The organism is Paracoccus sp. AK26 (assembly GCF_011801365.1).
Lineage (GTDB): Bacteria > Pseudomonadota > Alphaproteobacteria > Rhodobacterales > Rhodobacteraceae > Paracoccus > Paracoccus aerius.
The window spans coordinates 922,223-945,581 of sequence record NZ_CP041041.1; the positions used below are offsets into that span (position 1 = coordinate 922,223).

Consider the following 23,359-nt stretch of genomic DNA (forward strand, 5'->3'; position numbering starts at 1 on the left):
TTCATGGGACAGATAACCCTGCAGGGCGTGGCCAAGCGGTTCGGCGAGGTCGAGGTGATCCCGCCCCTGGACCTGACCATCGACGACGGCGAATTCGTGGTCTTCGTGGGTCCCTCGGGCTGCGGCAAGTCGACGCTGCTGCGCCTGATCGCGGGGCTGGAGGATGTGAGCGACGGGCGCATCCTGATCGACGGGGCGGATGCGACAGAAGCGTCCCCGGCCAAGCGCGGGCTGGCGATGGTGTTCCAGTCCTATGCGCTTTACCCGCATATGTCGGTCCGAAAGAACATCGCCTTTCCGATGAAGATGGCGGGCGTGCCCAAGGCCGAACAGGAACGCCGGATCGAGGCGGCGGCAAAGGCGCTGAACCTGACCAACTACCTCGACCGCCGCCCCGGCCAGCTTTCGGGCGGCCAGCGCCAGCGCGTGGCCATCGGCCGCGCCATCGTGCGCGAACCGGCCGCCTTCCTGTTCGACGAGCCGCTGTCGAACCTGGACGCCGCGCTGCGGGTGGGGATGCGGCTTGAAATCAGCGAACTGCACAACCGGCTGAAGACCACGATGATCTATGTCACCCACGACCAGGTCGAGGCCATGACCATGGCCGACAAGATCGTGGTGCTGCAGGCGGGCCGGATCGAGCAGGTCGGGTCGCCGCTGGATCTGTATCACAGCCCCCGCAATGTCTTCGTGGCAGGCTTCATCGGCAGTCCGCGCATGAACCTGTTCGGGGGTGCGGCGGCGGCCGAATACGGCGCGCAGACCATTGGCGTCCGGCCGGAACATATCCGCATCTCGGCCACCGAAGGAAAGTGGAAGGGGCGCGTCGGCGTCAGCGAACACCTGGGATCGGACAGCTTCTTCTATGTCGAGGACACCGGCCTGGCCGAAACCATCACCGTGCGGTCCACCGGCGAGGTCGATCTTCACCACGGCGACACCGTCTGGCTGACCCCGTACGAGGGGAAAATCCATCGCTTCGACAAGAACGGAGACCGCATCTGATGCGACGGTTGGACGGCAAGCGCGCGCTGATCACGGGCGCCGCACGGGGGATCGGATTGGAATTCGCCCGCGCCTATCTGGGCGAAGGCGCCCGCGTGGCGATCTGCGACATCAACATCGACGCAGCGCGGACGGCGGCAGACGGTCTTGGCGAAGGCGCCATCGCCGTGCGCCTGGACGTCACCGACCAGGCCAGCATCGACGCCTGCGTGGCCGAGGTCGAAGGCGCATTCGGCGGCATCGACATCCTGGTGAACAACGCCGCCTTGTTCACGGCGGCCCCCATTGTGGAAATCACCCGCGCCGATTACGACCGCATCTTCGCGGTCAACGTCTCGGGCCCGCTGTTCATGATGCAGGCCGTGGCGCGCGGCATGATCGCGCGCGGGCAGGGCGGCAAGATCATCAACATGGCGTCCCAGGCGGGGCGGCGGGGCGAGGCCTTGGTGGCGGTCTATTGCGCCAGCAAGGCCGCCGTCATCAGCCTGACGCAATCGGCGGGACTGAACCTGATCGAACACGGCATCAACGTCAACGCCATCGCGCCCGGCGTGGTGGACGGGGAACACTGGGACGGCGTGGACGCCTTCTTCGCGAAATACGAGAACAAGGCCCCCGGCCAGAAAAAACGCGAAGTGGGCGCCGCCGTCCCCTTTGGCCGCATGGGCACCGCCGCCGACCTGACCGGCATGGCGATCTTTCTCGCCTCGCGTGATGCCGACTACATCGTCGCCCAGACCTACAACGTCGATGGCGGCAACTGGATGAGCTGAGGCTTGTCCCCCAGAAGAAAGGTTCCGGCCATGGCCGTTTCACTGAACGCATCCGCCCTTGATCACCTGCCGGACGCAGTGGGCCGCCCCGGCTATGACCGCGCCGCGCTGCGCCCCGGGATCGTCCATGTCGGCGTCGGAAACTTTCACCGCGCGCATATGGCCTGGTATCTGGACCAGCTTTTCGAGGCGGGCGAGGGCCATGACTGGGCGCTGATCGGCGCAGGCGTGCGGCAGGGCGATGCCGCGATGCGCGACCGGCTGGCCGCGCAGGACTGGCTGACCACGGTTGTCGAACTGGACCCGGACGGGCTGAATGCCCGCGTGATCGGGTCGATGGTCGATTTCGTGCCGGTCGATCCGCAGGCGGTGATCGCGGCGATGGCCGATCGGTCGATCCGCATCGTGTCGCTGACCATCACCGAGGGCGGCTATTACGTCGATGCCAAGACCAATGGCTTTGACGCCGCGCATCCCGACATCGCCCATGACGCGGCCCATCCGGACGCGCCGCGCACGGTCTTCGGCATGATCCTGGCGGCGCTGCGGCAGCGGCGGGACGGGGGGCTTGAGCCCTTCACCGTGCTGTCCTGCGACAACCTTCCGGAAAACGGCCATGTCTGCGCCCGGACCGTCGCGGAACTGGCGCAACTGTCGGACCCGTCGCTGGCCGACTGGGTCCGGCGCAAGGTGGCCTTTCCGAACTCGATGGTCGACTGCATCACGCCCGCCACATCCGACCGCGAACGCACGCTTGTCCGCGACCGCTTCGGCATCATCGATGCCGCCCCTGTCGTCTGCGAGCCGTTCCGCCAATGGGTGCTCGAGGATCACTTTCCCCAGGGCCGCCCGCCGCTGGAAAAGGTCGGCGCTGAATTTGTCAGCGATGTCAGCCGCCACGAGCTGATGAAGCTGCGGATCCTCAACGGCGGGCACGCGGCCATTGCCTATCCGTCCGCGCTGCTGGGGCACCATTTCGTCCATGACGCCATGGCCGACCCGCAAGTCGCGGACTGGCTGCGTGCGTTGGAGATGCGAGAGATCATCCCGACGCTGCAGCCCATCCCCGGCGTTAGCTATGACGACTACCTTGACCTGATCGTCAGCCGCTTTGCCAACCCCGAGGTGGGGGACACGATCCCGCGCCTGTGCCTGGACGGGTCGAACCGGCAGCCCAAGTTCATCCTGCCGACCCTGGCCGACGCGCTGAAGGACGACCGCGACATCGAGGGTTTGGCGCAAGAGGTGGCCTTCTGGTGCCGCTATTGCGAAAGGACGGACGAGGCCGGCCATGCGATCGCCCCCAATGACGACAACAGCGATGCCCTGCGCGACTATGCCCTCGCGTCGCGCCGCGACCCGCTGGCCTTCCTGGCGAATGAAGCCGTCTTCGGGCCCCTGGCCGCGAACCCGCGCTTTCGGCAGGCCTTCGCCCGCAGGCTGAAGATCGTGCAGGACCAGGGCGTGCGCGCGGCTATCCGGGACTACCTGGCCGCCGCATGAGAAACGGCCCCTCGCGGGGCCGTTCCTTCGTCAGGGGCGCAGCGTCTGGATGGTGACGTATCCCAGGGCCGGCCCGATCCATTGGCGCGATACCGCGATCTGCCCGCCCTGGACCATGTAGCTGTTCTGGAAGGTGGTGCCGTGGCCTTCGCAGTTCTCCACAGTCACGCCGGGGGCGGGGCCTGCACCGACGGTGCAGGTGAACTGCAACGGCCGTTCGATCCCGTCGCCCGCGAAATAGCGCATGATCCGGGTGCCGGTGCCAGCGGCGCCGGCGCGGATCAGCCCCTCGGTCGCGGGCTCGGCCACCGACAGGTCGTTGCCCAGGCCACGCGTGCCCACCAGCATCCCGCCGCGCAGGATCAGCGCCTCCTCGGCCGGCGTCATGTAGGTGCGCATGGCGCCGTTCTGTCCCGTCATCGCCATGACCTGCGTGCGGCCCAGGCTTTCGAACCCCGCCTGGATCAGCGGGCCCAGGTTGACGCGCAGCGCCTCGGCCGCGGCGTCCTGCGCCGATTTCGGCGGGGCGGCGGGCTGGTCGGGGGCACGGCGGTCGGCCATGACCTGCCCGGCCGTCTGCGACAGGACGCCAAAGACACCCGTGTCCTGGTCATTGCCGCAGGCTGCCAGCGTGCCCAGCAGCGACGCCGCCAGCGTGATCTTCAACGCGCCGTTCATCGCCAGAACCTCCCCCAGCCTTCATAGAGTTTGACGGAATGGCTGTCCCTGACGCGGTCATACAGGCGCCCGTTCACGTTCAACTGCGCGCCGCCGTCGCGCGACAGCGACCGAAGCGTGGTCTGCACCCGTTCCCGCGACGGCTGGCCCGAGGCCCAGCCCAGCGGGATCGACAGGGTCACGCCCTTGTCGAAGCTGCCCTCGCCGAACTCCTCGGCCGAGAGATCCGTCTTGGTCGCATAGGCCCCGATCCGCCAGCCGTTCGCGAATTCGCGGGTCAGCGTCAGCGTCGCGCCCTTGTCGCCCGCCAGGTACTTGCCCACGTCAAGCTGAGCGGTAAAGCCCTGCGTGAATTCGTAATAGGCCGAGACATGGCCCATCGTGACCTCGTAGTCGCGGAAATCGAACAACTGGTCGAAGTCGCGCTTGCGGACCCGGTTCACCTCGGCGCCGAAGGCCAGCGGGGAATTCGCGGGCTTCCAAAGAACCTCGGTCGAGACGCCGCCATAGGCGCGTTCCAGCAGGCCGGCGGTCACGCGGGTATAGACGGTCGGCGTGGGCTTGGCATACCAGGCCAGCGTCAGTTCCGGGATCACCGGGCTTTTGTTGCCCGTGTACATCCGCGTGTCCGAACGCACCCGCGGCACGCCTTCGGGTGTCGTCTCAAGCTCGGGGTTGTTCAGGTATTCATCGACACCGTAGAAGCTGCCGTCGTTGCGGCCCTTGCCCGGGCCACGCTGATAGATGTCGCCAAAGGCCCGCTGGCGCAGGGCGCCGGTCAGGATCAGGCCGGGCATGATCTCGTAGCTTGCGCGGGCTTCGGCGCCGACCTCGTGGGTCAGGCCATCCTCGGCGCTGAAGATCCCCAGGTCCAGATAAGGCTTGATGGCCCAGCGGAAGCGGGGATAGACGCCTTCGCTGCGCACCAGACCCGGTGCACCCGCCGGGGCATCGGACAGGGCCGAGGCGGCGGCGATCTGCCCGGCCTCGGTATTCTCCAGCCGCTCGATGTCGGACCGCCGCACGGTGACGGAGGACGTCGGCACCCCGTCCGCGGTCGAGGTGATGACGAAGGTCTCGACCGAGGGGGGCAGGGCGCGGGTCATCAGGCGCGCGGTGCGCCCGATCGCCTCGGCCTGGTTGATGTAACGCTGGTTGCGCAGGCGGACCTCGGCCCGGTTGGGGCCAAGAGCCATGCTTTCCAGGATCTGGCCTTCCTTGGCCATCGCATCGCCAAGCGCGGTCTGGATCGCGGGCTGCGCCGTCGGATCCTGCGACCAGACACCCGACCATCCGTCGGGATCGGCCTGGGGCGCGGGGCGCGGCCGGACCGGGGCGGGCGCCTTTTCCAGCCCTGACGGATAGGGCGCCTGGCGCGGGTTCAGCGCGACCGAGAACTGCGCGCCGAAGGTTTCTCCGCCGATGGAATAAAGGCCGACCTGGTAGCTGTCGCCAAAGCTGTAATAGGCGCCCAAGTTCAGGCCGTTGCCGGGCTCGTTGCCCTGCTGGGCCACCTGGCCGTCGCTGTATCTGGTGACATAGTCGTTGTTGGAATATTCGGCCACCAGGCTGAGGCGGTCGTTGACCTGCCAGCTGACCGATGCAAAGGGTCGTGCGCCGCCGCGGAACCAGTCATCGACATTCGGCGTGCCACCTTCGTCGCCTGAATCGATCGTGCGCGACTTGCCCGCCAGAACGCCCCAGCCCAGGCCCGCCGAGACGCGGATGGCCGGGGTGACCGACTTGGTCGCGACGATGTATTCGCCCGAATAGACGCCAGTGCCCAGGAAGTCCTGCAAGCCTATCGCGACGGCGGGGCGCCAGCCCTGTTCGTCCAGCACCTGATAGCGCAGGTCCAGCGAACGGTCCGAGATATAGTCGTCGCCGCGCCCGTCGTTGATCCCCTCGACCCGCGAATAGCGCAAGACCGTGGTCAGTCCCGGCAGCGCCTGGAACAGGACGCTGGACCGCCGCCCGTAGTCCGACCAGGAAACCGTCGCCCCCAGCGTGCCGTCTGGCAGCGTTTCGGCCGTGGGCGTGTCGATGCCGCCGGGCAGGCCATAGGTGGACATGGTGCGGCCGTACATCGGCTCGGCGATGGCGGTTGTGCTGACCGATCCCAGCACCATTGCGGCGGGCAGGGTCGTCGCCAGCAGGCGTCTCAGGATGGGGGATCGGCGCATCGGCTTGTCCTCGTTCAACATGGACCGGATCATAAGGGCAAACCGCCCTGCTGGCATCCCGTCGGCGCATCATGGCGGGCCAGATGCGTCATGGATGCCGCAGGACGGTCAGGCCGTCATTCCGCGGGCGGGGTGGCAGCCGGTTCGCCGGCGGGCGCTTCCGGGGTCGCGGCAGGGGCAGCGGGCAGGCGCGGCGCGGTGGTCGCGGCCGGTGCCGGGTCTGCGGGCGCTGCATCCGCCTCGGGGGCGGGGGGCAGGTTTGCCGTGCCCTCGGACGCCGGAGCGGTGGCCGCGGGTGCCGCCGGGGTCGCCGCCGCAGGCGCAGGCGCAGGCGCAGGCGCAGGCGCAGGCGCGGCCGGCGCCGGGGTGGCTGCGGGCGTTTGCGCGGGGGTCGCTGCCGGCGTTTCTGCCGGTTCGGCCTCGGTCGCGGCTGGCGTGGCCGCAGGGGCCGGCGCAGGGCGTGCGGCGGCGGGACGGCTGGCGACCGGGGCTGTACGCGGCGCTGCCGGGGCCGGGGCGCGGGTCGCGGCGACGGCCTGGGCCACCTCGGCCGCGGCGGGGCCCGCGCAACCGGCCTCGGTCCGGCCCGACACGGTCAGGCGCGCGGTGAAGGGGAACCTGTCGCCCGACATGCTATCCTGGCAGGCGGCGGCGCGGATGTTCAGCACGAAGGGACGGCCGGAATGCACGCCCACATATTCGACGCCCTGCGCGAAGTTCAGGCGGTTCACGCGGATCGGGCGGCCGTTCTGGTTGTCCGGGGTCTTGTAGATCGCGGTGCTGCCGGCGACGTCGACGGCCCAGAAGGGCTCGTTGCCGCGCGCGCTGAAGGCCGCGGTGTTGTAGGTGGCTGCCTCGGCCGTGGACACAGGCCGCGCCTCGGCCCCGGTTTCGATCGGCTGCTCCAGCGGCGACACGCCCGGAGGACCCTGGTGGCCCTGAACCTCGGGCTCGGCGCCGCCGATGGTGGGAAGATTGACGCCTTCGCAGGCGGCAAGCGGCAGGGTCATCAGCGCGATGAGTGCAAGACGCGGTGTCATCGGTCAGCCTTCTTTGGGATCACTGTCACGCCAGCGTTAGCAACCGCCGGGCGCGCGCACAAGCAGACAAGGCCCGGCTGCGGCGACAGCCCGCCGCCTGGCCCGATCAACAATTCGGCACGTTGACCGCCAGCCCCCCCAGCGATGTTTCCTTATACTTGTCCGACATGTCGCGGCCGGTCTGGCGCATCGTCTCGATCGCGGCGTCCAGGGGCACGAAATGGGTACCATCGCCGCGGAGCGACAGGCTGGCCGCGCTGACGGCCTTGATCGCGCCCAGGCCGTTGCGCTCGATGCAGGGCACCTGAACCAAGCCGCGCACCGGGTCGCAGGTCATGCCCAGGTGATGTTCCAAAGCGATTTCCGCCGCGTTTTCCACCTGTTCGGGCGTCCCGCCCAGCACGGCGGCCAGCCCCGCAGCCGCCATCGCGGATGCGCTGCCGACCTCGGCCTGGCACCCGGCCTCGGCGCCCGAGATGGAGGCATTGTGCTTGACCAGGCCGCCGATGGCCGCAGCGGTCAGGAGGAATTCAGGGATGTCCCTTTCCGACGCGCCGGGAACGTGGTCCAGCCAATAGCGGATCACGGCGGGCACCGTTCCCGCCGCGCCGTTGGTGGGCGCGGTGACGACCTGACCGCCTGCCGCGTTTTCCTCGTTCACGGCCATGGCATAGGTGGACATCCAGTCGTTGATGACATGGGGCGCGGTCAGGTTCATGCCGCGTTCGGCCAGCAGCTTTTCGTGGATGGCCTTGGCGCGGCGCTTGACCGACAGCCCGCCGGGCAGGATGCCGTCGGTGGTCAGCCCCCGGTCCATGCAGTCGCGCATCACCTGCCAGATCCGCATCAGCCCCTGGCGGATCTCGGCGTCCGAGCGATAGACGCGTTCGTTGTCGTGCTTCATCCGGGCGATGGACTTGCCGGATGACCGGGCCATCTCCAGCATCTCGGCCGCGCTTGCAAAGGGATAGGGCACGGCGGGCGCATTGTCGCTGCGCTGGTCGTTGCCCTTGCTCGCCAATTCCCCATCCGTCAGCACGAAGCCGCCGCCGATGGAATAATAGATGCGGTGGAAGATCACGTCGCCCTGCGCGTCGGTGGCCGACAGTGTCATGCCGTTGGCATGGCCGGGCAGGGGATTGTCATAGTCGAAGCGCAGGTCGCGGTCGGGGTCGAAGGCCAGGTCGCCCAAGCCTTCCGGCGACAGCAGCTTGCTGTCGCGGTTGCGGGCAAGCGCGGCTTCCGCAGCCTCCATGTCCAGTGTCGCGGGGACAAAGCCCGCCAGGCCCAGGATGGTCGCGCGGTCGGTCGCATGGCCCTTGCCGGTAAAGGCAAGGCTGCCGTGCAGGCTGGCACGCAGCCCATGGGCCCGGAAGGGCTGCTGGCGCAATTCGTCCAGGAACCGCGCCCCCGCGACCATGGGCCCCATCGTATGGGACGACGACGGGCCGACGCCCACCTTGAACAGGTCGAAAACCGACAGGAACATGCGTCCCCCTTGCATTTTGACCCTCATCTAAGCATCTGACCGGCTGAAGACCATTCCGATTGCGACAGTTGGGCAGGATGTTAGCGACATCGGTGCCGCTCAGGCTATGCTTACGGCATGGGCATGATGCCCGCAAATTAGGCATTCTGGCAGATGGTCGAAAAAGCGGCACCGGGTGTCCGTGACGCGATCTTGCGGGCCGCGGCAGGCAGGGCGAAGGAACAGGATATGCAACTGGGCGACCCTATCATTCTTGGCGACACGCGGCTTGGCCCGCCGGTGTTTCTTGCACCGATGGCGGGAATCACCGATCTGCCGTTTCGCCGCGCCGTTGCGCGATACGGCGCGGGCCTGATGGTCAGCGAGATGGTCGCCTCGACCGAGATGGTGACGCCCCGCCCGTCCACCCGCGCCGCCGTCCGCGCCAAGGCCCTGACCGAGGGCGCGCTGCCCGTCAGCGTGCAGATCGCGGGGCGCGAGGCCGGCGCGATGGCCGAAACCGCCCGCATCGTCGAAGGGATGGGCGCGCGGATCATCGACATCAACATGGGCTGCCCGGCCAAGAAGGTCACGGGCGGGCTGTCCGGCGCGGCGCTGATGCGCGACCTGGACCATGCGCTGACGCTGGTGGATGCGGTCGTGGGTGCCGTGTCCGTGCCGGTCACGCTGAAGATGCGGCTGGGCTGGGACGACGATTGCCTGAACGCGCCGGACCTGGCGCGGCGGGCGTCCGACGCGGGCGTCCGGATGCTGACCGTGCATGGCCGCACGCGGGCGCAGTTCTACAAGGGACAGGCGGATTGGTCGCGCATCCGCGCGGTGGCGAACCTGCCGGGCCGCCCGCCGCTGGTCGCCAATGGCGATGTGGTGGACGCGGCCTCGGCCCGTGCGGCGCTTGCGGCTTCGGGCGCGGATGCGGTGATGGTGGGGCGGGGCGCGCAGGGCGCGCCCTGGCGGCTGGCGCAGATCGCGCATGACCTGGTGGGCAGCCCCGCGCCCGACCTGCCGCGTGGGGATGCCCTGGCCGATGCGGTGGCGGAACATTACGAGGATATCCTGGACTTCTATGGCACCGACCTGGGCCTGCGCGTGGCGCGCAAGCACCTGGGCTGGTATGCGGACGCGAACGGCGCGCCCTTGCGCGACCAGATGCTGCGCGCCGACAGCCCGGCGGCGACGCTGGCGCTGATCCGGCAAGCCTTCGGCGATGCTCGGGTGGCTGCATGACGCGCCCAGGCCCGGCTGGCTTCGACCAGGTGCAGCCGGGGCCGGGCTGGGATACGCTGCCCTTGCCGGCCCTTGTGCTGGACGACCAGGGCCGGGTCGCCGCGATGAACGACGCGGCCGAGGTTTGGCTGAACATGTCGCGCAACTCGACCCTGGGGCGCCAGCTTGACGGGGACGAGATGCGGACCCGGCTGCGCATCCAGCCCCCGCTGACGCCGCTGATCCGCCGTGTGCTGCGCGGGGACGAGGCGCTGTATCAGCCCAATGTCTGCTTCGAGATCGGCGACCGCGCCGGTGGCCACCAGGACCGCCACGCCGCGGTCCATGCCGGCCCGGCCGAGGCGATCGGCGGCGCGGTCTCGCTGCTGCTGGTCCCGCAGGACGAAGGCGCGCTGCAATCGCAAAGCCGCGCGGTCCGCACCGCCGCCCGCAGCGCCATTGGCATGGCCGAGATGCTGGCGCACGAGATCAAGAACCCCCTGGCGGGCATTCGCGGCGCGGCGCAGCTGATCGGCATGAATGCATCCCGCGAGGATCGCGAGATGGCCGAAATGATCGTCAGCGAATCCCGGCGCATCGTGTCGCTGCTGGAACAGGTGGAACGCTTCGGCGACACCTCGGCCCCGAACCTGCGGGCGATCAACGTCCATGACGTGCTGGAAAAGGTGCGTCGCTCGGCCGCCGTGGGTTTTGCCCAGAAGATCGCGATCGCGGCGGAATACGACCCCTCGCTGCCTGATGCGCTTGCGGATGCGGACCAGTTGACCCAGGTCTGCCTGAACCTGGTCCGCAATGCCGCGCAGGCGCTGAAGGATACCGCGCGCCCGGTGATCCGGCTGCGCAGCTTTTATGACCATACCCTGCGCCTGCCGCCCGACGACACCGACCCGACCGGCCGTCCGCTGCCCCTGCAGATCGAGATCGAGGACAACGGCCCCGGACTGCCCCCCGCCATTGCCGACCAGGTGTTCGAGCCATTCGTGTCGGGACGCGAGAACGGCACCGGGCTGGGGCTGGCGCTTGTCAGCAAGATCATCACCGACCACGGCGCGTTGATCCGCGTGGATTCGCGCCCCGGCCGCACCGTTTTTCGCATTTCATTGCCCAAGGCATAAGGACCCGCGCCATGGACGGAACCGTTCTGATCGCCGACGACGACCGCACCATCCGGACGGTGCTGACACAGGCGCTGACCCGCGCCGGCTGCCGGGTCCATGCCACGGGCAGCCTGGCGCAACTGTCGAAATGGGTCGAGGAAGGCCGGGGCGATCTGGTCATCACCGACGTGATGATGCCCGACGGCAACGGCATCGACCGGATCCCCGCCATCCGCGAGGTGCGGCCCGACCTGCCGGTGATCGTGATCTCGGCCCAGAACACCATCGTCACCGCGATCCGCGCGACCGAGGCAGATGCCTTCGAATATCTGCCCAAGCCCTTCGACCTGCCTGACCTGATGTCCAAGGCCAACCAGGCCCTGTCGCGCCGGCCCCGCAAGTCGGACCCCATCCCGGAAGCCCTGGCCCCGCGTCCGGCCGCCGATCCGGCCATGCCGCTGATCGGCCACGCCCCCGCGATGCAGGCGCTGTTCCGCATGGTCGCGCGCATCCTCAACGCCGACCTTCCCGTGCTGATCGCGGGCGAGCCGGGCGTGGGCAAGACCACCATCGCGCGGTCCTTCCACGACCTGTCTGACCGGCGCGACCAGGGGCTTGCGATCCTGACCTCGGCCGACGCGACCGAGGAGGCGATCACCCGCGCCGCCGACAAGGCCCGCAGCGGCACGATCATCATCGAAAACCCGGCAGGCTTCGATCCCGCCGCCCAGGCCCGGCTGATCGGGCTGATCGAATCGCTGGAAAGCGGCCCGGACCGGGCGATGGCCCCGCGCATCGTGGCGACCACCGGTCCCGATCCCCAGGCCGACGTGGCGGCGGGGCGGCTGCGGTCGGACCTGTATTACCGGCTTGCGGGGGTGACGGTCACGGTGCCGCCGCTGCGCGCGCGCGTGGACGACATCCTGCCCCTGGCCAATCACCTGTTGGCCCGCGCGGCGACGCAGGGCCTGCCCGACCGGACGCTGGGCGATGACGCGGCCGGCCTTTTGCGGGCCCACGCCTTTCCCGGCAACGTCCGCGAGCTTGAGAACATGATGCGCCGCCTGGCCCTGATCGCCAGCGGATCGGCCATCACCGCGCCCGAGATGCGCGAGGCGCTGAGCCAGCAGGGCAGCGCCCGTGTGACCCCCGTGGCCGTCGCCATGCCGGTCGCGCCCGTCCAGACGGACAGCCCTGCGCCCGGTTTTTCCCTGGGCAGCGGCAACGGCCCCTTGTCGGATTCGGTCGAGGCGCATCTGCAACGCTATTTCGACCTGCATGGCGACAGCCTGCCTCCGCCGGGCCTTTACGACCGCATCCTGCGAGAAATCGAGCGGCCCCTGCTGCAGGTGGCCCTGGACGCCACAGGGGGCAACCAGCTGAGATGCGCCGACCTGTTGGGAATAAACCGCAATACCCTGCGCAAGAAGCTGACCGAACTGAATATCGAGGTGACACGGCGCCGCAAACTGATGTAAAACCGCCACAGGGGGCGGCGCCAGCGTATCGGCGCTGCAACAGAAAGCCGCGTCAGACGGCAGGCGGGGGCAATGGCAGGTGCCGCTTCAGGGTTGAGCTGGGAAATGCTCGCTAAGGTCGGACTGCCGCGTCATTGGCGCGGCGCCATGGCCGCTGGCGTTCTGCTGGTGGGCGTCCTGCTGGCCATCGCGACGACGACCGTCCTCGGGCCGCTGGCGCAGGGCGCCGAAAGCCGGATGCTGCGGCTGATCCTGCTGCTGGATCTGGCCTATCTGATCCTGCTGATCGGAATCATCGTGCTGCGCATGGCCCGGCTGATCACGGCACGCCGAAAGACCGCTGCCGGATCCCGGCTTCATGCGCGTCTGGTGCTGGTCTTTGCCGGTCTGGCCCTTGTGCCCACGGTGCTTGTGGCGCTGTTCGCGGGCTTCCTGGTCAATATCGGGCTGGAGGGCTGGTTCTCGGGGCGGGTGCAGCAGGTCGTGACCACGTCCCAGGCCGCCGCCGAGGCTTATCAGGAAGAACATCGCAGCGACCTGACCGAGGATGCGCTGGCCCTTGCCAGCGTCCTGACCCAGGCGGGCCGCGCCAACCCCCTGATCGAGGACGGCGAGTTGCGCCTGCTGCTGGGGCAGGGACAGGCGCTGATCCAGCGGGGCCTGCGCGAAGCTTATATCATCAACGGGAACGGAGAGATCCGCGCCAGGGGCGAACGGTCCTACCTGTTCTGGTACGAGGCCCCCTCCAGCGGCGATCTGGACCGCGCCCAGGCCGAAGGCGTGGTGCTGATCCAGGATTGGCAGAACAACGAGTTCCGCGCTCTTGTGGCCCTGCCGCCGCTGGCCGACCGCTATCTTTACGTCACGCGCGACGTGGACGGCGACCTTCTGGGGCTGGTGGACGATACGCGCGCGACCGTCGGCAGCTATCGCCAGCTTGAACAAACCCGCAGCCAGGTGCTGTTCGAGTTTTCGCTGGTCTATCTGGCCTTCGCGCTGCTGCTGGTCGCGGCCGCGGTGCTGCTGGGGCTGTGGTTCGCCTCGCGCCTGTCGCGGCCCATCGGGCTTCTGGCGCAGGCCAGCGAGCAGGTGGGCCACGGCGATCTGGATGTGCAGGTGCCCGAACCCGACACGGGGGACGAGATCCAGACCCTGGGCCAGTCCTTCAACCGCATGACCCGCCAGTTGAAGGCGCAGCGCGAGGAATTGGTCGACAGCTACCGCGTCAGCGACGAACAGCGGCGCCTGTTCGACAATGTCCTGTCATCGGTCACGTCAGGCGTCATCGGCCTGGACGCGGCGGGGGAAATAGATTTCGTCAACCGATCCGCCAGCCGCCTGCTGGGGCTGGACCCCAAGCGCGACATCGACGCGCTGCTGTTCGAGGCGGTGCCGGAATTTGCCGCGCTGTTCGACCGGCTGTCGTCCTCGGTCGCGGAAACCGTGCAGGACGAGGTGCGGCTGATGCGTGAGGGTCGCGTCGAAAGCCTGCTGGTGCGCATGGCGGTCCGGCGCGGCACCGACGGCGACCTGGAAGGCTATGTGGTGGCCTTCGACGACGTGACCGAGCTTGTCACCGCGCAGCGCATGGCCGCCTGGGGCGACGTCGCCCGCCGTGTCGCGCACGAGATCAAGAACCCACTGACACCAATCCAGCTGTCCGCCGAACGCCTGCGCCGCAAGTTCGGCAAGCTGGCCACGCCCGAGGACAAGGCCTCCTTGGACCAGTATACTGACGTGATCATCCGCCAGACTGGCGACCTGCGCCGCATCGTGGACGAATTCAGCCGATTTGCCCGGATGCCCGAACCCGACCGGGCCGAAACCGACCTTGCCGCCCTGCTGCGAGAGGTCGCGCTGTTGCAGCAGGACGCGCTTAAAGGCGCCCTTGCAACCGACATTCCCGACGGTCCAGTGATCGTCGACTGCGACGCCGGGATGCTGCGGCAGGCCTTCACGAACCTGGTGAAGAACGCGGGCGAAGCCGTTGACGAACGTGCCGAAAACCCGCCCCCCGGGTGGCATCCCAGGGTCGCCGTGACGCTGCGGGCGGATCATGACGCGGTCACGATCCAGATCGCCGACAACGGTCCCGGCCTGCCCGCCGACCGGTCGCGCCTGTTCGAGCCCTACGTGACCATGAAGGCCAGCGGCACGGGCCTGGGCCTGCCCATCGTCAAGAAGATCGTCGAGGAGCATGGCGGCAGCCTGTCGCTGTCGGACGGCCCCGGCGGGCAGGGCGCCCTGGCCGAGATCCGCCTGCCGCGGGAACGCCATCCCGTGCGCGGCGCGCAACGCAAGACCAAAACAAAAGAAGATGAGGCAGCACCGATATGAGCGATATCCTGATCGTTGACGACGAACGCGATATCCGCGAACTGGTCGCGGATATCCTGAAGGACGAGGGGTTCGAGACGCGCCTTGCCGCGAACTCGGACGAGGCGCTGGCGGCGCTGAACGAACGCCCGCCTTCGCTGATGGTCCTGGACATCTGGCTGAAGGACAGCCGGATGGACGGGATCGACATCCTCAAGCAGGTCAAGCGCAACAACCCCGATGTGCCGGTCATCATCATCTCGGGCCATGGCAACATCGAGATCGCGGTCGCGGCGATCAAGCAGGGCGCCTATGACTTCATCGAGAAGCCGTTCAACATCGACCAGCTGATGGTGGTGGTGAACCGCGCCATGGAAACCAGCCGCCTGCGCCGCGAGAACAGCACCCTGCGGCGGGGATCCGATCGCGCGACCGAGATGCTGGGCCATTCGGTCGCCTTCAAGCGGCTGCGCGACAACCTGGACAAGGTGGCGAAGTCCAACGGGCGCGTGATGCTGGCGGGCGAACCGGGGACCGGCAAGGAGATGGCCGCCCGCTATATCCATGCCCACAGCCCCCGTGCATCGGCGCCCTTCGTCACCGTCCCCTGCGCCACCATCGAGCCCGAGCGGATGGAGGAAGTCCTGTTCGGCCGCGAAACGCCCGAACGCGGGATCGAGCCGGGGCTTCTGGAACAGGCCCATGGCGGGGTGATCTACTTCGACGAGGTGGGCGACATGCCGATGGGCACCCAGCCCAAGATCCTGCGCGTGCTGACCGAACAGCAGTTCGTGCGGGCAGGGGGCGCGGACCGGGTGCGGGTGGATTTGCGGGTCATCTCCTCGACCAACCGCGACCTGCCGGCAGAGATCGCGGCCGGCCGGTTCCGGCAAGAGCTTTACGACCGGCTGAACGTGGTGCCGGTGGCGGTGCCCTCGCTGATCGAACGGCGCGACGACATCGCCCTGCTGGGCCGCCATTTCATCGACCAGTTTCACCGGACCCAGGGCCTGCACCCGCGCGAACTGCCCGAGGAAACGATTGCCGCGCTGCAATCCATGCGGTGGCCCGGCAACATCCGCCAGCTGCGCAACGTCATCGAGCGGGTGCTGATCCTTGCCGAAAGCAGCGGCCCGATCCAGCCGGCCGAGCTTGAGCCGCAGGGGGCCACACCCGACAACAGCGACGCCCTGTCCCTGGGACCGCAGATCACAGCCATGGCCCTGCGCGAAGCGCGCGAGATGTTCGAACGCGAATACCTGGTGGCCCAGATCAACCGCTTCGGCGGCAATATCAGCCGCACCGCGCAATTCGTGGGGATGGAGCGCAGCGCCCTGCATCGCAAGCTGAAATCCTTGGGCGTGGTCGGCGGGATGCGGGCCGAGGACGAGTTCCTGATGGGCAAGTGACCACCGCGGCCCCGGCCCATCGCGGGCAGTTGCGCGATGCGTCCCGTCGTCATAGGCAGGGCGTGACGCGCAATCTGCGGGCAGCAGGGGAACGGGCATGAAGATCATCATCTGCGGCGCGGGCCAGGTCGGCTGGCAGATCGCCCGGCACCTGTCGGGCGAACGCAACGATGTCACCGTCATCGACAACAATGCCGAACTGATCCGCCGCGCGACCGACGCCCTGGACGTGCAGGGCGTCACGGGCTTTGCCAGCCACCCTGACGTGCTGGACCAAGCGGGCGCGCGCGATGCCGACCTGATCATCGCCGCCACCCATTCGGACGAGGTGAACATGGTCACCTGCCAGGTGGCCCATTCGATCTTCCAGGTGCCGCGCAAGATCGCCCGGCTGCGCAGCAACGCATATCTGGATGCGATCTATTCCGATCTCTACACCACGTCGCACCTGCCCATCGACGTGGTCATCAGCCCCGAACGAGAAGTCGCGAATGCCGCCCTGCAACGGCTGTCCGCGCCGTCCACCTTTGACGTCGAAACCTTCATGGGCGGCAAGGTGCAGCTTCTGGGCATCGTGCTGGAGGAGGACTGCCCGGCGCTGAACACGCCCCTGCGCCAGTTGAGCGAACTGTTCTCGACCCTGCGCGCCATCGTCGTGGGCGTGCGCCGCCAGGGGCGGCTTTTCGCGCCGGAACCGGGCGACCAGTTGTTCGCGCATGACCAGATCTATGTCTTCAGCTACCGCGAGGATGTGGGCCGCACGCTGGAAATCTTCGGCAAGCCGCCCTTGAAGCAGGAACGCATTGCCATCATCGGCGCGGGCAACGTGGGCCTTGCCGTGGCCCAGGCACTTGAAGCCCGCCCCGATCGCATCCGCGCCAAGCTGATCGAACGCGACCGCAGCCGCGCCGAGTTCGCGGCCGACCGTCTTGAACGCACCATCGTGCTGAACGGCGACGGCTTGTCCGCCGAACTGCTGGAGGAAGCGGCGGTGCCCAGTGCCGACGCGGTCCTGGCCGTGACGGACGACGACAAGACGAACATCCTGGCATCCGTGCGCGCCAAGCAGGCCGGGGCCAAGCTGGCCATCGCGCTGATCAACGACCCGACGATGGTGCCCCTGATGGAGGTGCTGGACATCGACGCCTATATCAACCCGCGCGCCACCACCGTGTCCACGATCCTGCGCCATATCCGCCACGGTCGGGTGCGCGACATCTATTCCATCGGCGACGCCGAGGCCGAGGTGATCGAGGCGCAGGCGCTGTCCACCTCGCCCATCTCGGGACGCACGATCCGCGATATCGAGTTTCCGGAAGGCGTGCTGATCGGCGCCGTGCAGAAGGGTGACCGGATCGTGAAGCCCGTCCCCGACACGCGGATCGAGGAAGGCGACGTGATCCTGATGTTCGCCCTGACCAAGGACGTGCCAGAGGTCGAGCGGCTTCTGCAGGTCTCGATCGACTTCTTCTGACGCGCGATGACCGGCCTTCTGCGCCTGCCGCTGTTCGTTCTTGTCGCCGCCCTGACCGGGCTGTCGATGATGGTTCCCGCGGCCTATGCCTCGGTCACCAACAATGACGAACTGGCGCGGATCTTCCTGTATTCGGGCCTTCTGGTGCTGGTTGTGGCGGGGCTGATCGGCCTTGCCACGGCAGCCAACCCGCGCCAGGCCCGGCCGCGCGACGCGCTGCTGACCATGCTGGCCGTCTATGCCGGAATGCCCCTGGTCATGGCGCTGCCCTTTGCCGAGGCCATGCCCGACACCGGCCTGTTCCATGCCTGGTGGGAAATGACCTCGGCCCTGACGACGACCGGGGCCTCGCTCTACTCGGCCGATCTGCTGCCGATGCCCCTGCATCTGTGGCGGGCGATGGCGGGCTGGATGGGCGGGCTGTTCATCCTGGTCGCCGCGACCGCGATCCTGGCGCCCCTGCATATCGGCGGGTTCGAGATCATGGCCCAGCCCTATGGGCGGCGGGAATATCACGAACGGCTGCCCCGCTCGGCCGATCCGCTGGACCGCAACCCGCATCTGTCCGGCCCGGCCTTCCGGACCGTCCTGACCCATCCGCATTACCGGCTGATGCGGTCGGCGGTGGCGGTGTTTCCTGTCTATGCGGGGCTGACGCTTGCCCTGTGGCTGATCCTGCTTCTGCTGGGGGATCCGGCGCTGATCGCGCTGTGCCGGTCGATGGGCACGCTGTCCACCAGTGGCATTTCTCCGGTCCTTGGCCCCGTCGGCGGCAGTTCGGGGCTGCCGGGGGAAATGGCCGTGTTCCTGTTCCTGATCCCGGCGCTGTCCCGCCGCTTCTGGCCAGGCGGGGGCGAGTTGCGGGCCAGCGATCGCCTGGCCGACGATCCCGAGCTGAAGATGGCCTGCGCCTTCGTCTCGCTGGTCGCGCTGTCCCTGTTCACGCGCCATTTCCTGGGCGCGATCGATGCGACGCAGGCACCCGCCGGAACGTCCGAGATGGTGTATGACCTGGAAAGCGGGCTTGCGGCCTTCTGGGGCGGGCTGTTCAACGGCCTCAGCTATCTGACCACGACCGGCTGGACCTCGATCGACTGGCAGGGCGCGCGGGCCTGGTCGGGGCTGACCTCGCCCGGCCTGATCCTGGCGGGGCTGGCGATGATGGGGGGCGGGGTCGCGACCACGGCGGGCGGGGTCAAGCTGCTGCGCGTCTATGCGCTGGCCCGCCACGGCCAGCGGGAGATGGAGCGGATCGTGCATCCCAATTCCGTCGCGGGCGGCGGCCAGATCGCCCGGCGCCTGCGCCGCGAGGGGGCTTACCTGGCCTTCATCTTCTTCATGCTGTTCGCGACATCCATTGCCGTCGTGGTGGCGCTTGTGTCGATCCAGCGGATCGAGATCGAGACAGCCACGATCCTGTCGATCGCCGCGCTGACCAACACCGGCCCCCTGGCCGCGGCCATCCCGCTGACGCCTGCATTCGAAGGCACGGCGGGCATCGCCTCGGCGCCCTGGGAAGGGTGGTCGGGGTTGCCCGTCTTCACCAAGGCGGTGCTGGCGGGGGCGATGATCGTGGGGCGGATGGAAACGCTGGCTGTTCTGGCGCTGTTCTCGCCCCAGTTCTGGCGCCGTTAGGCCGTAACGGTTTCGTGTCCGACCTGCTTGCAAGCGGTCGGTCAACGGCTTAGATGTAAAAACCACAGGGACAGTTCGAAAACGGAAATAAGAATGGCTGGCGACAAGCAGAACCTGCAGGACGCGTTTCTCAACCATGTCCGCAAGGCGAAGGTGCCCGTCACGATCTTCCTGATCAACGGTGTCAAGTTGCAGGGCGTCATTACCTGGTTCGACAATTTCTGCGTTCTTCTTCGCCGCGACGGCCAGTCCCAACTGGTTTACAAGCACGCCATCAGCACGATCATGCCGGGTCAGCCCATTTCGCTGTACGAAGGCGAGGATTGATTGGCAGAACTTACGGAAACCGAAGCAAGACCCACCCGCGCCTATGTGATCCATCCGGATCTGGCCAGCCGCACCCAGCGGCGCGAGCCCGAACATGCCCTGGCCGAGGCGGTGGCCCTGGCCCATGCGCTGCCGGGGATCGAGATCGTGGGCGACGAGGTTGCGCGCCTGCGCAAGCCTGATGCGGGTCGCCTGTTCGGCAAGGGCAAGCTGGCCGAGATCGGCGAGCGCCTGACCGAGGGAGAGGTCGATCTGGTGCTGGTGGACGGCCCTGTTAGCCCCGTGCAGCAGCGCAACCTGGAAAAGGATTGGGGCGTCAAGCTTCTGGACCGGACGGGGTTGATCCTGGAAATCTTCGCCGACCGCGCCCGGACCCGCGAAGGCGTGCTTCAGGTGGAACTGGCCGCGCTGTCCTATCAGCGCACGCGGTTGGTGCGCGCCTGGACCCACCTGGAACGGCAGCGGGGCGGGCTTGGCTTCGTGGGCGGCCCGGGGGAAACCCAGATCGAGGCTGACCGCCGCGCCATCGACGAACAGATGACGCGCCTGCGCCGCCAGCTTGAACGTGTGGTCAAGACCCGCACCCTGCACCGCGCCGCCCGCGCCAAGGTGCCCTATCCCATCGTCGCGCTTGTGGGTTACACGAACGCCGGGAAATCGACGTTGTTCAACCGCCTGACCGGGGCCGAGGTTCTGGCCAAGGACATGCTGTTCGCCACGCTGGACCCGACGATGCGGGCGATCCACCTGCCGGGTGCCAAGGGTGCTGCGGGCGGTGGACAGGGACGCAAGATCATCCTGTCGGACACCGTCGGCTTCATCAGCGACCTGCCCACCGAACTGGTCGCAGCCTTCCGCGCCACATTGGAAGAGGTGCTGGAAGCCGACCTGATCCTGCACGTCCGCGACATCAGCCACCCCGAGACCGAGGAACAGGCCGCCGACGTGGCCGAGATCCTGGAAAGCCTGGGCGTGGATGAGGACGTCGCCCTGATCGAGGTCTGGAACAAGATCGACGCGCTGTCCGCCGACACCCGCGCCGCCCTGCGCCGCACCGATGCGCGCACAGAAGGCATCCAGGCCGTCAGCGCCCTGTCGGGAGAGGGCCTGGACGACCTGATCGCCGCCATCGACGCGCATCTCTCCGCAGCCCTGGACGAGCCGAAGACATCTGCCACGGTGACGCTGCCCTTCTCGGACGGGCGGCGCCGGGCCTGGCTGCACGAGGCGGGTGTGGTCGAGCGCGAGGAGTCGGGCGAGAATGGCGTGACGCTTCATCTTCTGTGGACTGACCGGCAGAAGGCGGGTTTTGCAGCGCTGAACGCCCCGGACCAGGACGAAGAGGCGTAGGGTGCGTGCTTGCACGCACCGTTGTTGAGGCCGGTTCCGGTGCGTGCAAGCACGCACCCAACGGACGCAAAGCAGGTTTCAGGCTGCCCAATCCACTGGTTGCCGCCCTTGCTGTTCCAGCCATTCATTGATCCGTGAAAATGGCTTGCTGCCAAAGAACCCCCGCCGCGCCGACAGCGGCGAGGGATGCGCCGTCGCGATCACCAGATCCTCGGCGCGCGGCAGTCCTGCCACCGCCTTCTGCGCATGCGCCCCCCACAGCAGGAAGGCCAGCGGCCCGTGCTTCTGTGCATCAGTCACGGCATCGCGCGCCAGCCGGTCCCAGCCCCAGGAAGCGTGCCGCCCTGCATCCCCCGGCGGCACAGACAGGGATGTATTCAGCAGCAGCACGCCCTGATGCGCCCAACCCGACAGATCGCCCGTAGCCGGGGCCGCGCCGATGTCGTCGCGCAGTTCCGTGAAGATGTTCTTCAGCGACCGGGGCAGGGCCACCTCGGGCGCGACCGAAAAGGCCAGCCCGTTCGCGTGGCCCGGCGTTGGATAGGGATCCTGGCCCAGGATCACGACCCGCACCCTTTCCGGCGGCGTTGCCTCGAGCGCGGCAAAGACCAGGGCGGGGCCGGGCAGCCAGTCATCCAGGCCTTTCAGCCGGTCGCGGATCGCGGGCCAGTCCTGCCGGAAGAAGGGCAGGTGGTCCCAGGCCTTGGGCGGCTTCATGCCTCGGGCGCCCCGGTGACCTGCGCCAAGCGGGTCAGGCGGTCCATGGCCGCCCCGCTGTCGACGGATTCTGCGGCCATGACGGCCCCCTCGCGCAGGTCGCCCGCCTTTCCGGCGATCAGCAGCGCGGCCGCCGCGTTCAGCAGCACCGCGTCGCGATAGGCGCCGCGTTCGCCGCTCAGCAGCGCGCGAAAGGCCGCGGCGTTTTCATGCGGCTCGCCGCCGATGATCGCCTCGAAGGGGTGGCGGGGCAGGCCCGCATCCTCGGGGGTCACGGTGAACTCGGTGATCTCGCCATCCCTCAGCGCGGCGACATGGGTTTCGCCGGCGATGCTGATCTCGTCGGTGCCATCGGCGCCGTGGACCAGCCAGGCAGCCTCGCTGCCCAAGTCGCGCAGGACCTCGGCCATGGGGCGGATCCAGTCGGCGCTGAAGGCGCCCGTCAGCTGCCGCCGGACCGATGCCGGATTCGTCAACGGTCCCAGCAGGTTGAAGACGGTTCTTGTGCCCAGTTCCGCGCGTGGCGGGCCGACATGGCGCATGGCCGGATGGTGCATCGTCGCCATCATGAAGCAGATGCCCGCCCGGGCCACCGCCTCCTGCGCCACGGCAGGCCCGCCCAGCACATTGATCCTCATCGCGGTCAGCGCATCCGCCGCGCCCGATTTCGACGACAGGTTGCGGTTGCCGTGCTTTGCGACCGGCACGCCCGCGCCCGCCACCACAAAGGCCGTCGCGGTCGAGATGTTCAGCGTGCCCTTGCCGTCCCCGCCGGTGCCCACGATGTCGATCGCGCCTGCAGGGGCGGTGATGCGGTGCATCCGCTGGCGCATGGCGCGGGCGGCGGCGGCGATCTCGTCCACCGTCTCGCCGCGCACGCGCAGGGCCATCAGCAGCCCGCCGATCTGGGCAGGGGTCGCCGCGCCGTCGAAGAGCGCGGAAAAGGCGGCCTCGGCCTCGGTTCCGGTCAGGGGGCGGGTGGCGGCGATCCCGATCAGCGGGCGGATGTCGGTCCCGCTCATGCCGCGGCTTTCCGGGGGGTGCAGCGGGCAAGGAAGGTGCGGATCATCTCGTGCCCGTATTCGGACGCGATGGATTCGGGGTGGAACTGCACCCCTTCGACCGGCAGGGCTTCGTGGATCAGGCCCATGATCGTGCCGTCGTCCGAGGTGGCGGTGACGCGCAGGCAGTTGGGCAGGCTTTCGGGCTGGACCGTCAGCGAATGATAACGCGTCGCGGTCAGGGGCGAGGGCAGGTCTGCGAAGACGCCGGTGCCGTCATGGGTGATCGCGTCGGTCTTGCCATGCATGATCCGGTTGGCGCGCACGACCTTTCCCCCGAAGGCCTCGCCAATGGCCTGGTGGCCCAGGCAGACGCCGAACAGCGGAACGGCCCGGTCGGCGGCGGCGCGGATCAGGTCAAGGCAGATGCCCGCCTGCGCCGGATCGCAGGGCCCGGGCGAGATCACGATGCCTTCGGGCGCCATTTCCAGGGCTTCCTCGACCGTCAGGGCATCGTTGCGGCGCACGACGACCTCGGCCCCGGCCTCGGCCAGATAATGCACGAGGTTCCAGGTGAAGCTGTCATAGTTGTCGATCAGAAGGATCATGGTATGCGCCCTGATATGGTGGCGGTTTCCCCGCCCGGATGGGTCCGCT

At 68.2% G+C, this 23,359-nt stretch carries 19 protein-coding genes; 12 read left to right on the forward strand and 7 right to left on the reverse strand.

Features of this window, described 5'->3' with window-relative positions; genetic code table 11:
• Nucleotides 1-3 precede the first annotated feature (3 nt).
• Genes FIU66_RS04505 through FIU66_RS04515 form a run of 3 tightly spaced genes read left to right on the forward strand, consistent with a single transcriptional unit; the run spans nt 4 to nt 3,281 of the window.
• The gene (locus tag FIU66_RS04505) at nt 4-1,005 is read left to right on the forward strand and encodes an ABC transporter ATP-binding protein (protein WP_167621592.1); all 1,002 of its coding nucleotides are present in this window, start codon (nt 4-6) and stop codon (nt 1,003-1,005) included.
• Nucleotides 1,005-1,778 carry an L-iditol 2-dehydrogenase gene (locus tag FIU66_RS04510; protein WP_167621593.1) on the forward strand — a complete coding sequence of 258 codons (774 nt, stop codon included), beginning with the start codon at nt 1,005-1,007 and terminating at the stop codon, nt 1,776-1,778. Before FIU66_RS04505 ends, FIU66_RS04510 begins: the two co-directional genes overlap by 1 nt.
• Before the next feature lie 30 nt (nt 1,779-1,808).
• Nucleotides 1,809-3,281, forward strand: coding sequence for a mannitol dehydrogenase family protein (locus FIU66_RS04515; RefSeq protein ID WP_167621594.1), 1,473 nt, complete (start codon nt 1,809-1,811; stop codon nt 3,279-3,281).
• 30 nt (nt 3,282-3,311) lie between these two features.
• Here FIU66_RS04515 and FIU66_RS04520 read toward each other — a convergent pair whose 3' ends face one another.
• The 4 genes from FIU66_RS04520 to FIU66_RS04535 form a co-directional block, all read right to left on the reverse strand.
• Nucleotides 3,312-3,959 (reverse strand): YjbF family lipoprotein, encoded by a 648-nt coding sequence (locus FIU66_RS04520; RefSeq protein WP_167621595.1) that lies wholly within the window; start codon nt 3,957-3,959, stop codon nt 3,312-3,314.
• Complete coding sequence (locus tag FIU66_RS04525; protein ID WP_167621596.1) at nt 3,956-6,142, reverse strand: YjbH domain-containing protein; 2,187 nt, start codon at nt 6,140-6,142, stop codon at nt 3,956-3,958. The genes FIU66_RS04520 and FIU66_RS04525 overlap by 4 nt, the downstream gene beginning before the upstream one ends.
• 116 nt (nt 6,143-6,258) lie before the next feature.
• Nucleotides 6,259-7,182: a COG3650 family protein gene (locus FIU66_RS04530; protein WP_167620774.1), complete on the reverse strand. Its 924-nt coding sequence runs from the start codon at nt 7,180-7,182 to the stop codon at nt 6,259-6,261.
• A gap of 106 nt (nt 7,183-7,288) precedes the next feature.
• Nucleotides 7,289-8,671 carry an L-serine ammonia-lyase gene (locus FIU66_RS04535; RefSeq protein WP_167621597.1) on the reverse strand — a complete coding sequence of 461 codons (1,383 nt, stop codon included), beginning with the start codon at nt 8,669-8,671 and terminating at the stop codon, nt 7,289-7,291.
• A 228-nt stretch (nt 8,672-8,899) separates the two neighbouring features.
• On the opposite strand from FIU66_RS04535, the gene dusB reads away from it, so the two are divergent.
• From dusB to hflX, 9 genes are all read left to right on the forward strand, one after another.
• Entirely contained in the window at nt 8,900-9,898 is a 999-nt protein-coding gene (gene dusB, locus FIU66_RS04540) for a tRNA dihydrouridine synthase DusB (RefSeq protein WP_167621598.1), read from the forward strand.
• Nucleotides 9,895-11,013, forward strand: a complete 1,119-nt coding sequence (locus tag FIU66_RS04545; protein ID WP_167621599.1) for a nitrogen regulation protein NR(II) — start codon at nt 9,895-9,897, stop codon at nt 11,011-11,013. The genes dusB and FIU66_RS04545 overlap by 4 nt, the downstream gene beginning before the upstream one ends.
• An 11-nt stretch (nt 11,014-11,024) precedes the next feature.
• Nucleotides 11,025-12,473 carry a sigma-54 dependent transcriptional regulator gene (locus FIU66_RS04550; protein ID WP_167621600.1) on the forward strand — a complete coding sequence of 483 codons (1,449 nt, stop codon included), beginning with the start codon at nt 11,025-11,027 and terminating at the stop codon, nt 12,471-12,473.
• 72 nt (nt 12,474-12,545) lie between these two features.
• Complete coding sequence (locus tag FIU66_RS04555; RefSeq protein ID WP_167621601.1) at nt 12,546-14,810, forward strand: ATP-binding protein; 2,265 nt, start codon at nt 12,546-12,548, stop codon at nt 14,808-14,810.
• Complete coding sequence (locus tag FIU66_RS04560) at nt 14,807-16,198, forward strand: sigma-54 dependent transcriptional regulator (protein ID WP_167621602.1); 1,392 nt, start codon at nt 14,807-14,809, stop codon at nt 16,196-16,198. Before FIU66_RS04555 ends, FIU66_RS04560 begins: the two co-directional genes overlap by 4 nt.
• A gap of 97 nt (nt 16,199-16,295) precedes the next feature.
• On the forward strand, nt 16,296-17,672 hold the full coding sequence (gene trkA, locus FIU66_RS04565; RefSeq protein WP_167621603.1) for a Trk system potassium transporter TrkA: 1,377 nt from the start codon (nt 16,296-16,298) through the stop codon (nt 17,670-17,672).
• A gap of 6 nt (nt 17,673-17,678) precedes the next feature.
• Nucleotides 17,679-19,307, forward strand: a complete 1,629-nt coding sequence (locus FIU66_RS04570) for a TrkH family potassium uptake protein (protein ID WP_167621604.1) — start codon at nt 17,679-17,681, stop codon at nt 19,305-19,307.
• Nucleotides 19,308-19,400: 93 nt separating this feature from the next.
• Nucleotides 19,401-19,634 carry an RNA chaperone Hfq gene (gene hfq / locus FIU66_RS04575; RefSeq protein ID WP_020949330.1) on the forward strand — a complete coding sequence of 78 codons (234 nt, stop codon included), beginning with the start codon at nt 19,401-19,403 and terminating at the stop codon, nt 19,632-19,634.
• On the forward strand, nt 19,635-20,984 hold the full coding sequence (gene hflX / locus FIU66_RS04580) for a GTPase HflX (RefSeq protein WP_167621605.1): 1,350 nt from the start codon (nt 19,635-19,637) through the stop codon (nt 20,982-20,984).
• A gap of 78 nt (nt 20,985-21,062) precedes the next feature.
• On the opposite strand, the gene FIU66_RS04585 is transcribed toward hflX, so the two are convergent.
• Genes FIU66_RS04585 through FIU66_RS04595 form a run of 3 tightly spaced genes read right to left on the reverse strand, consistent with a single transcriptional unit; the run spans nt 21,063 to nt 23,310 of the window.
• Nucleotides 21,063-21,701, reverse strand: a complete 639-nt coding sequence (locus FIU66_RS04585; RefSeq protein ID WP_167621606.1) for a uracil-DNA glycosylase — start codon at nt 21,699-21,701, stop codon at nt 21,063-21,065.
• Entirely contained in the window at nt 21,698-22,723 is a 1,026-nt protein-coding gene (gene trpD, locus FIU66_RS04590) for an anthranilate phosphoribosyltransferase (RefSeq protein ID WP_167621607.1), read from the reverse strand. Before trpD ends, FIU66_RS04585 begins: the two co-directional genes overlap by 4 nt.
• On the reverse strand, nt 22,720-23,310 hold the full coding sequence (locus FIU66_RS04595; protein WP_167621608.1) for an aminodeoxychorismate/anthranilate synthase component II: 591 nt from the start codon (nt 23,308-23,310) through the stop codon (nt 22,720-22,722). The genes trpD and FIU66_RS04595 overlap by 4 nt, the downstream gene beginning before the upstream one ends.
• Nucleotides 23,311-23,359: the final 49 nt, after the last annotated feature.

Coding starts and splice junctions, on each gene's coding strand:
- FIU66_RS04505 (WP_167621592.1), top strand. CDS start 4: ATGGGACAGATAACCCTGCAGGGCGTGGCCAAGCGGTTCGGCGAGGTC.
- FIU66_RS04510 (WP_167621593.1), top strand. CDS start 1,005: ATGCGACGGTTGGACGGCAAGCGCGCGCTGATCACGGGCGCCGCACGG.
- FIU66_RS04515 (WP_167621594.1), top strand. CDS start 1,809: ATGGCCGTTTCACTGAACGCATCCGCCCTTGATCACCTGCCGGACGCA.
- FIU66_RS04520 (WP_167621595.1), bottom strand. CDS start 3,959: ATGAACGGCGCGTTGAAGATCACGCTGGCGGCGTCGCTGCTGGGCACG.
- FIU66_RS04525 (WP_167621596.1), bottom strand. CDS start 6,142: ATGCGCCGATCCCCCATCCTGAGACGCCTGCTGGCGACGACCCTGCCC.
- FIU66_RS04530 (WP_167620774.1), bottom strand. CDS start 7,182: ATGACACCGCGTCTTGCACTCATCGCGCTGATGACCCTGCCGCTTGCC.
- FIU66_RS04535 (WP_167621597.1), bottom strand. CDS start 8,671: ATGTTCCTGTCGGTTTTCGACCTGTTCAAGGTGGGCGTCGGCCCGTCG.
- dusB (WP_167621598.1), top strand. CDS start 8,900: ATGCAACTGGGCGACCCTATCATTCTTGGCGACACGCGGCTTGGCCCG.
- FIU66_RS04545 (WP_167621599.1), top strand. CDS start 9,895: ATGACGCGCCCAGGCCCGGCTGGCTTCGACCAGGTGCAGCCGGGGCCG.
- FIU66_RS04550 (WP_167621600.1), top strand. CDS start 11,025: ATGGACGGAACCGTTCTGATCGCCGACGACGACCGCACCATCCGGACG.
- FIU66_RS04555 (WP_167621601.1), top strand. CDS start 12,546: ATGGCAGGTGCCGCTTCAGGGTTGAGCTGGGAAATGCTCGCTAAGGTC.
- FIU66_RS04560 (WP_167621602.1), top strand. CDS start 14,807: ATGAGCGATATCCTGATCGTTGACGACGAACGCGATATCCGCGAACTG.
- trkA (WP_167621603.1), top strand. CDS start 16,296: ATGAAGATCATCATCTGCGGCGCGGGCCAGGTCGGCTGGCAGATCGCC.
- FIU66_RS04570 (WP_167621604.1), top strand. CDS start 17,679: ATGACCGGCCTTCTGCGCCTGCCGCTGTTCGTTCTTGTCGCCGCCCTG.
- hfq (WP_020949330.1), top strand. CDS start 19,401: ATGGCTGGCGACAAGCAGAACCTGCAGGACGCGTTTCTCAACCATGTC.
- FIU66_RS04585 (WP_167621606.1), bottom strand. CDS start 21,701: ATGAAGCCGCCCAAGGCCTGGGACCACCTGCCCTTCTTCCGGCAGGAC.
- trpD (WP_167621607.1), bottom strand. CDS start 22,723: ATGAGCGGGACCGACATCCGCCCGCTGATCGGGATCGCCGCCACCCGC.
- FIU66_RS04595 (WP_167621608.1), bottom strand. CDS start 23,310: ATGATCCTTCTGATCGACAACTATGACAGCTTCACCTGGAACCTCGTG.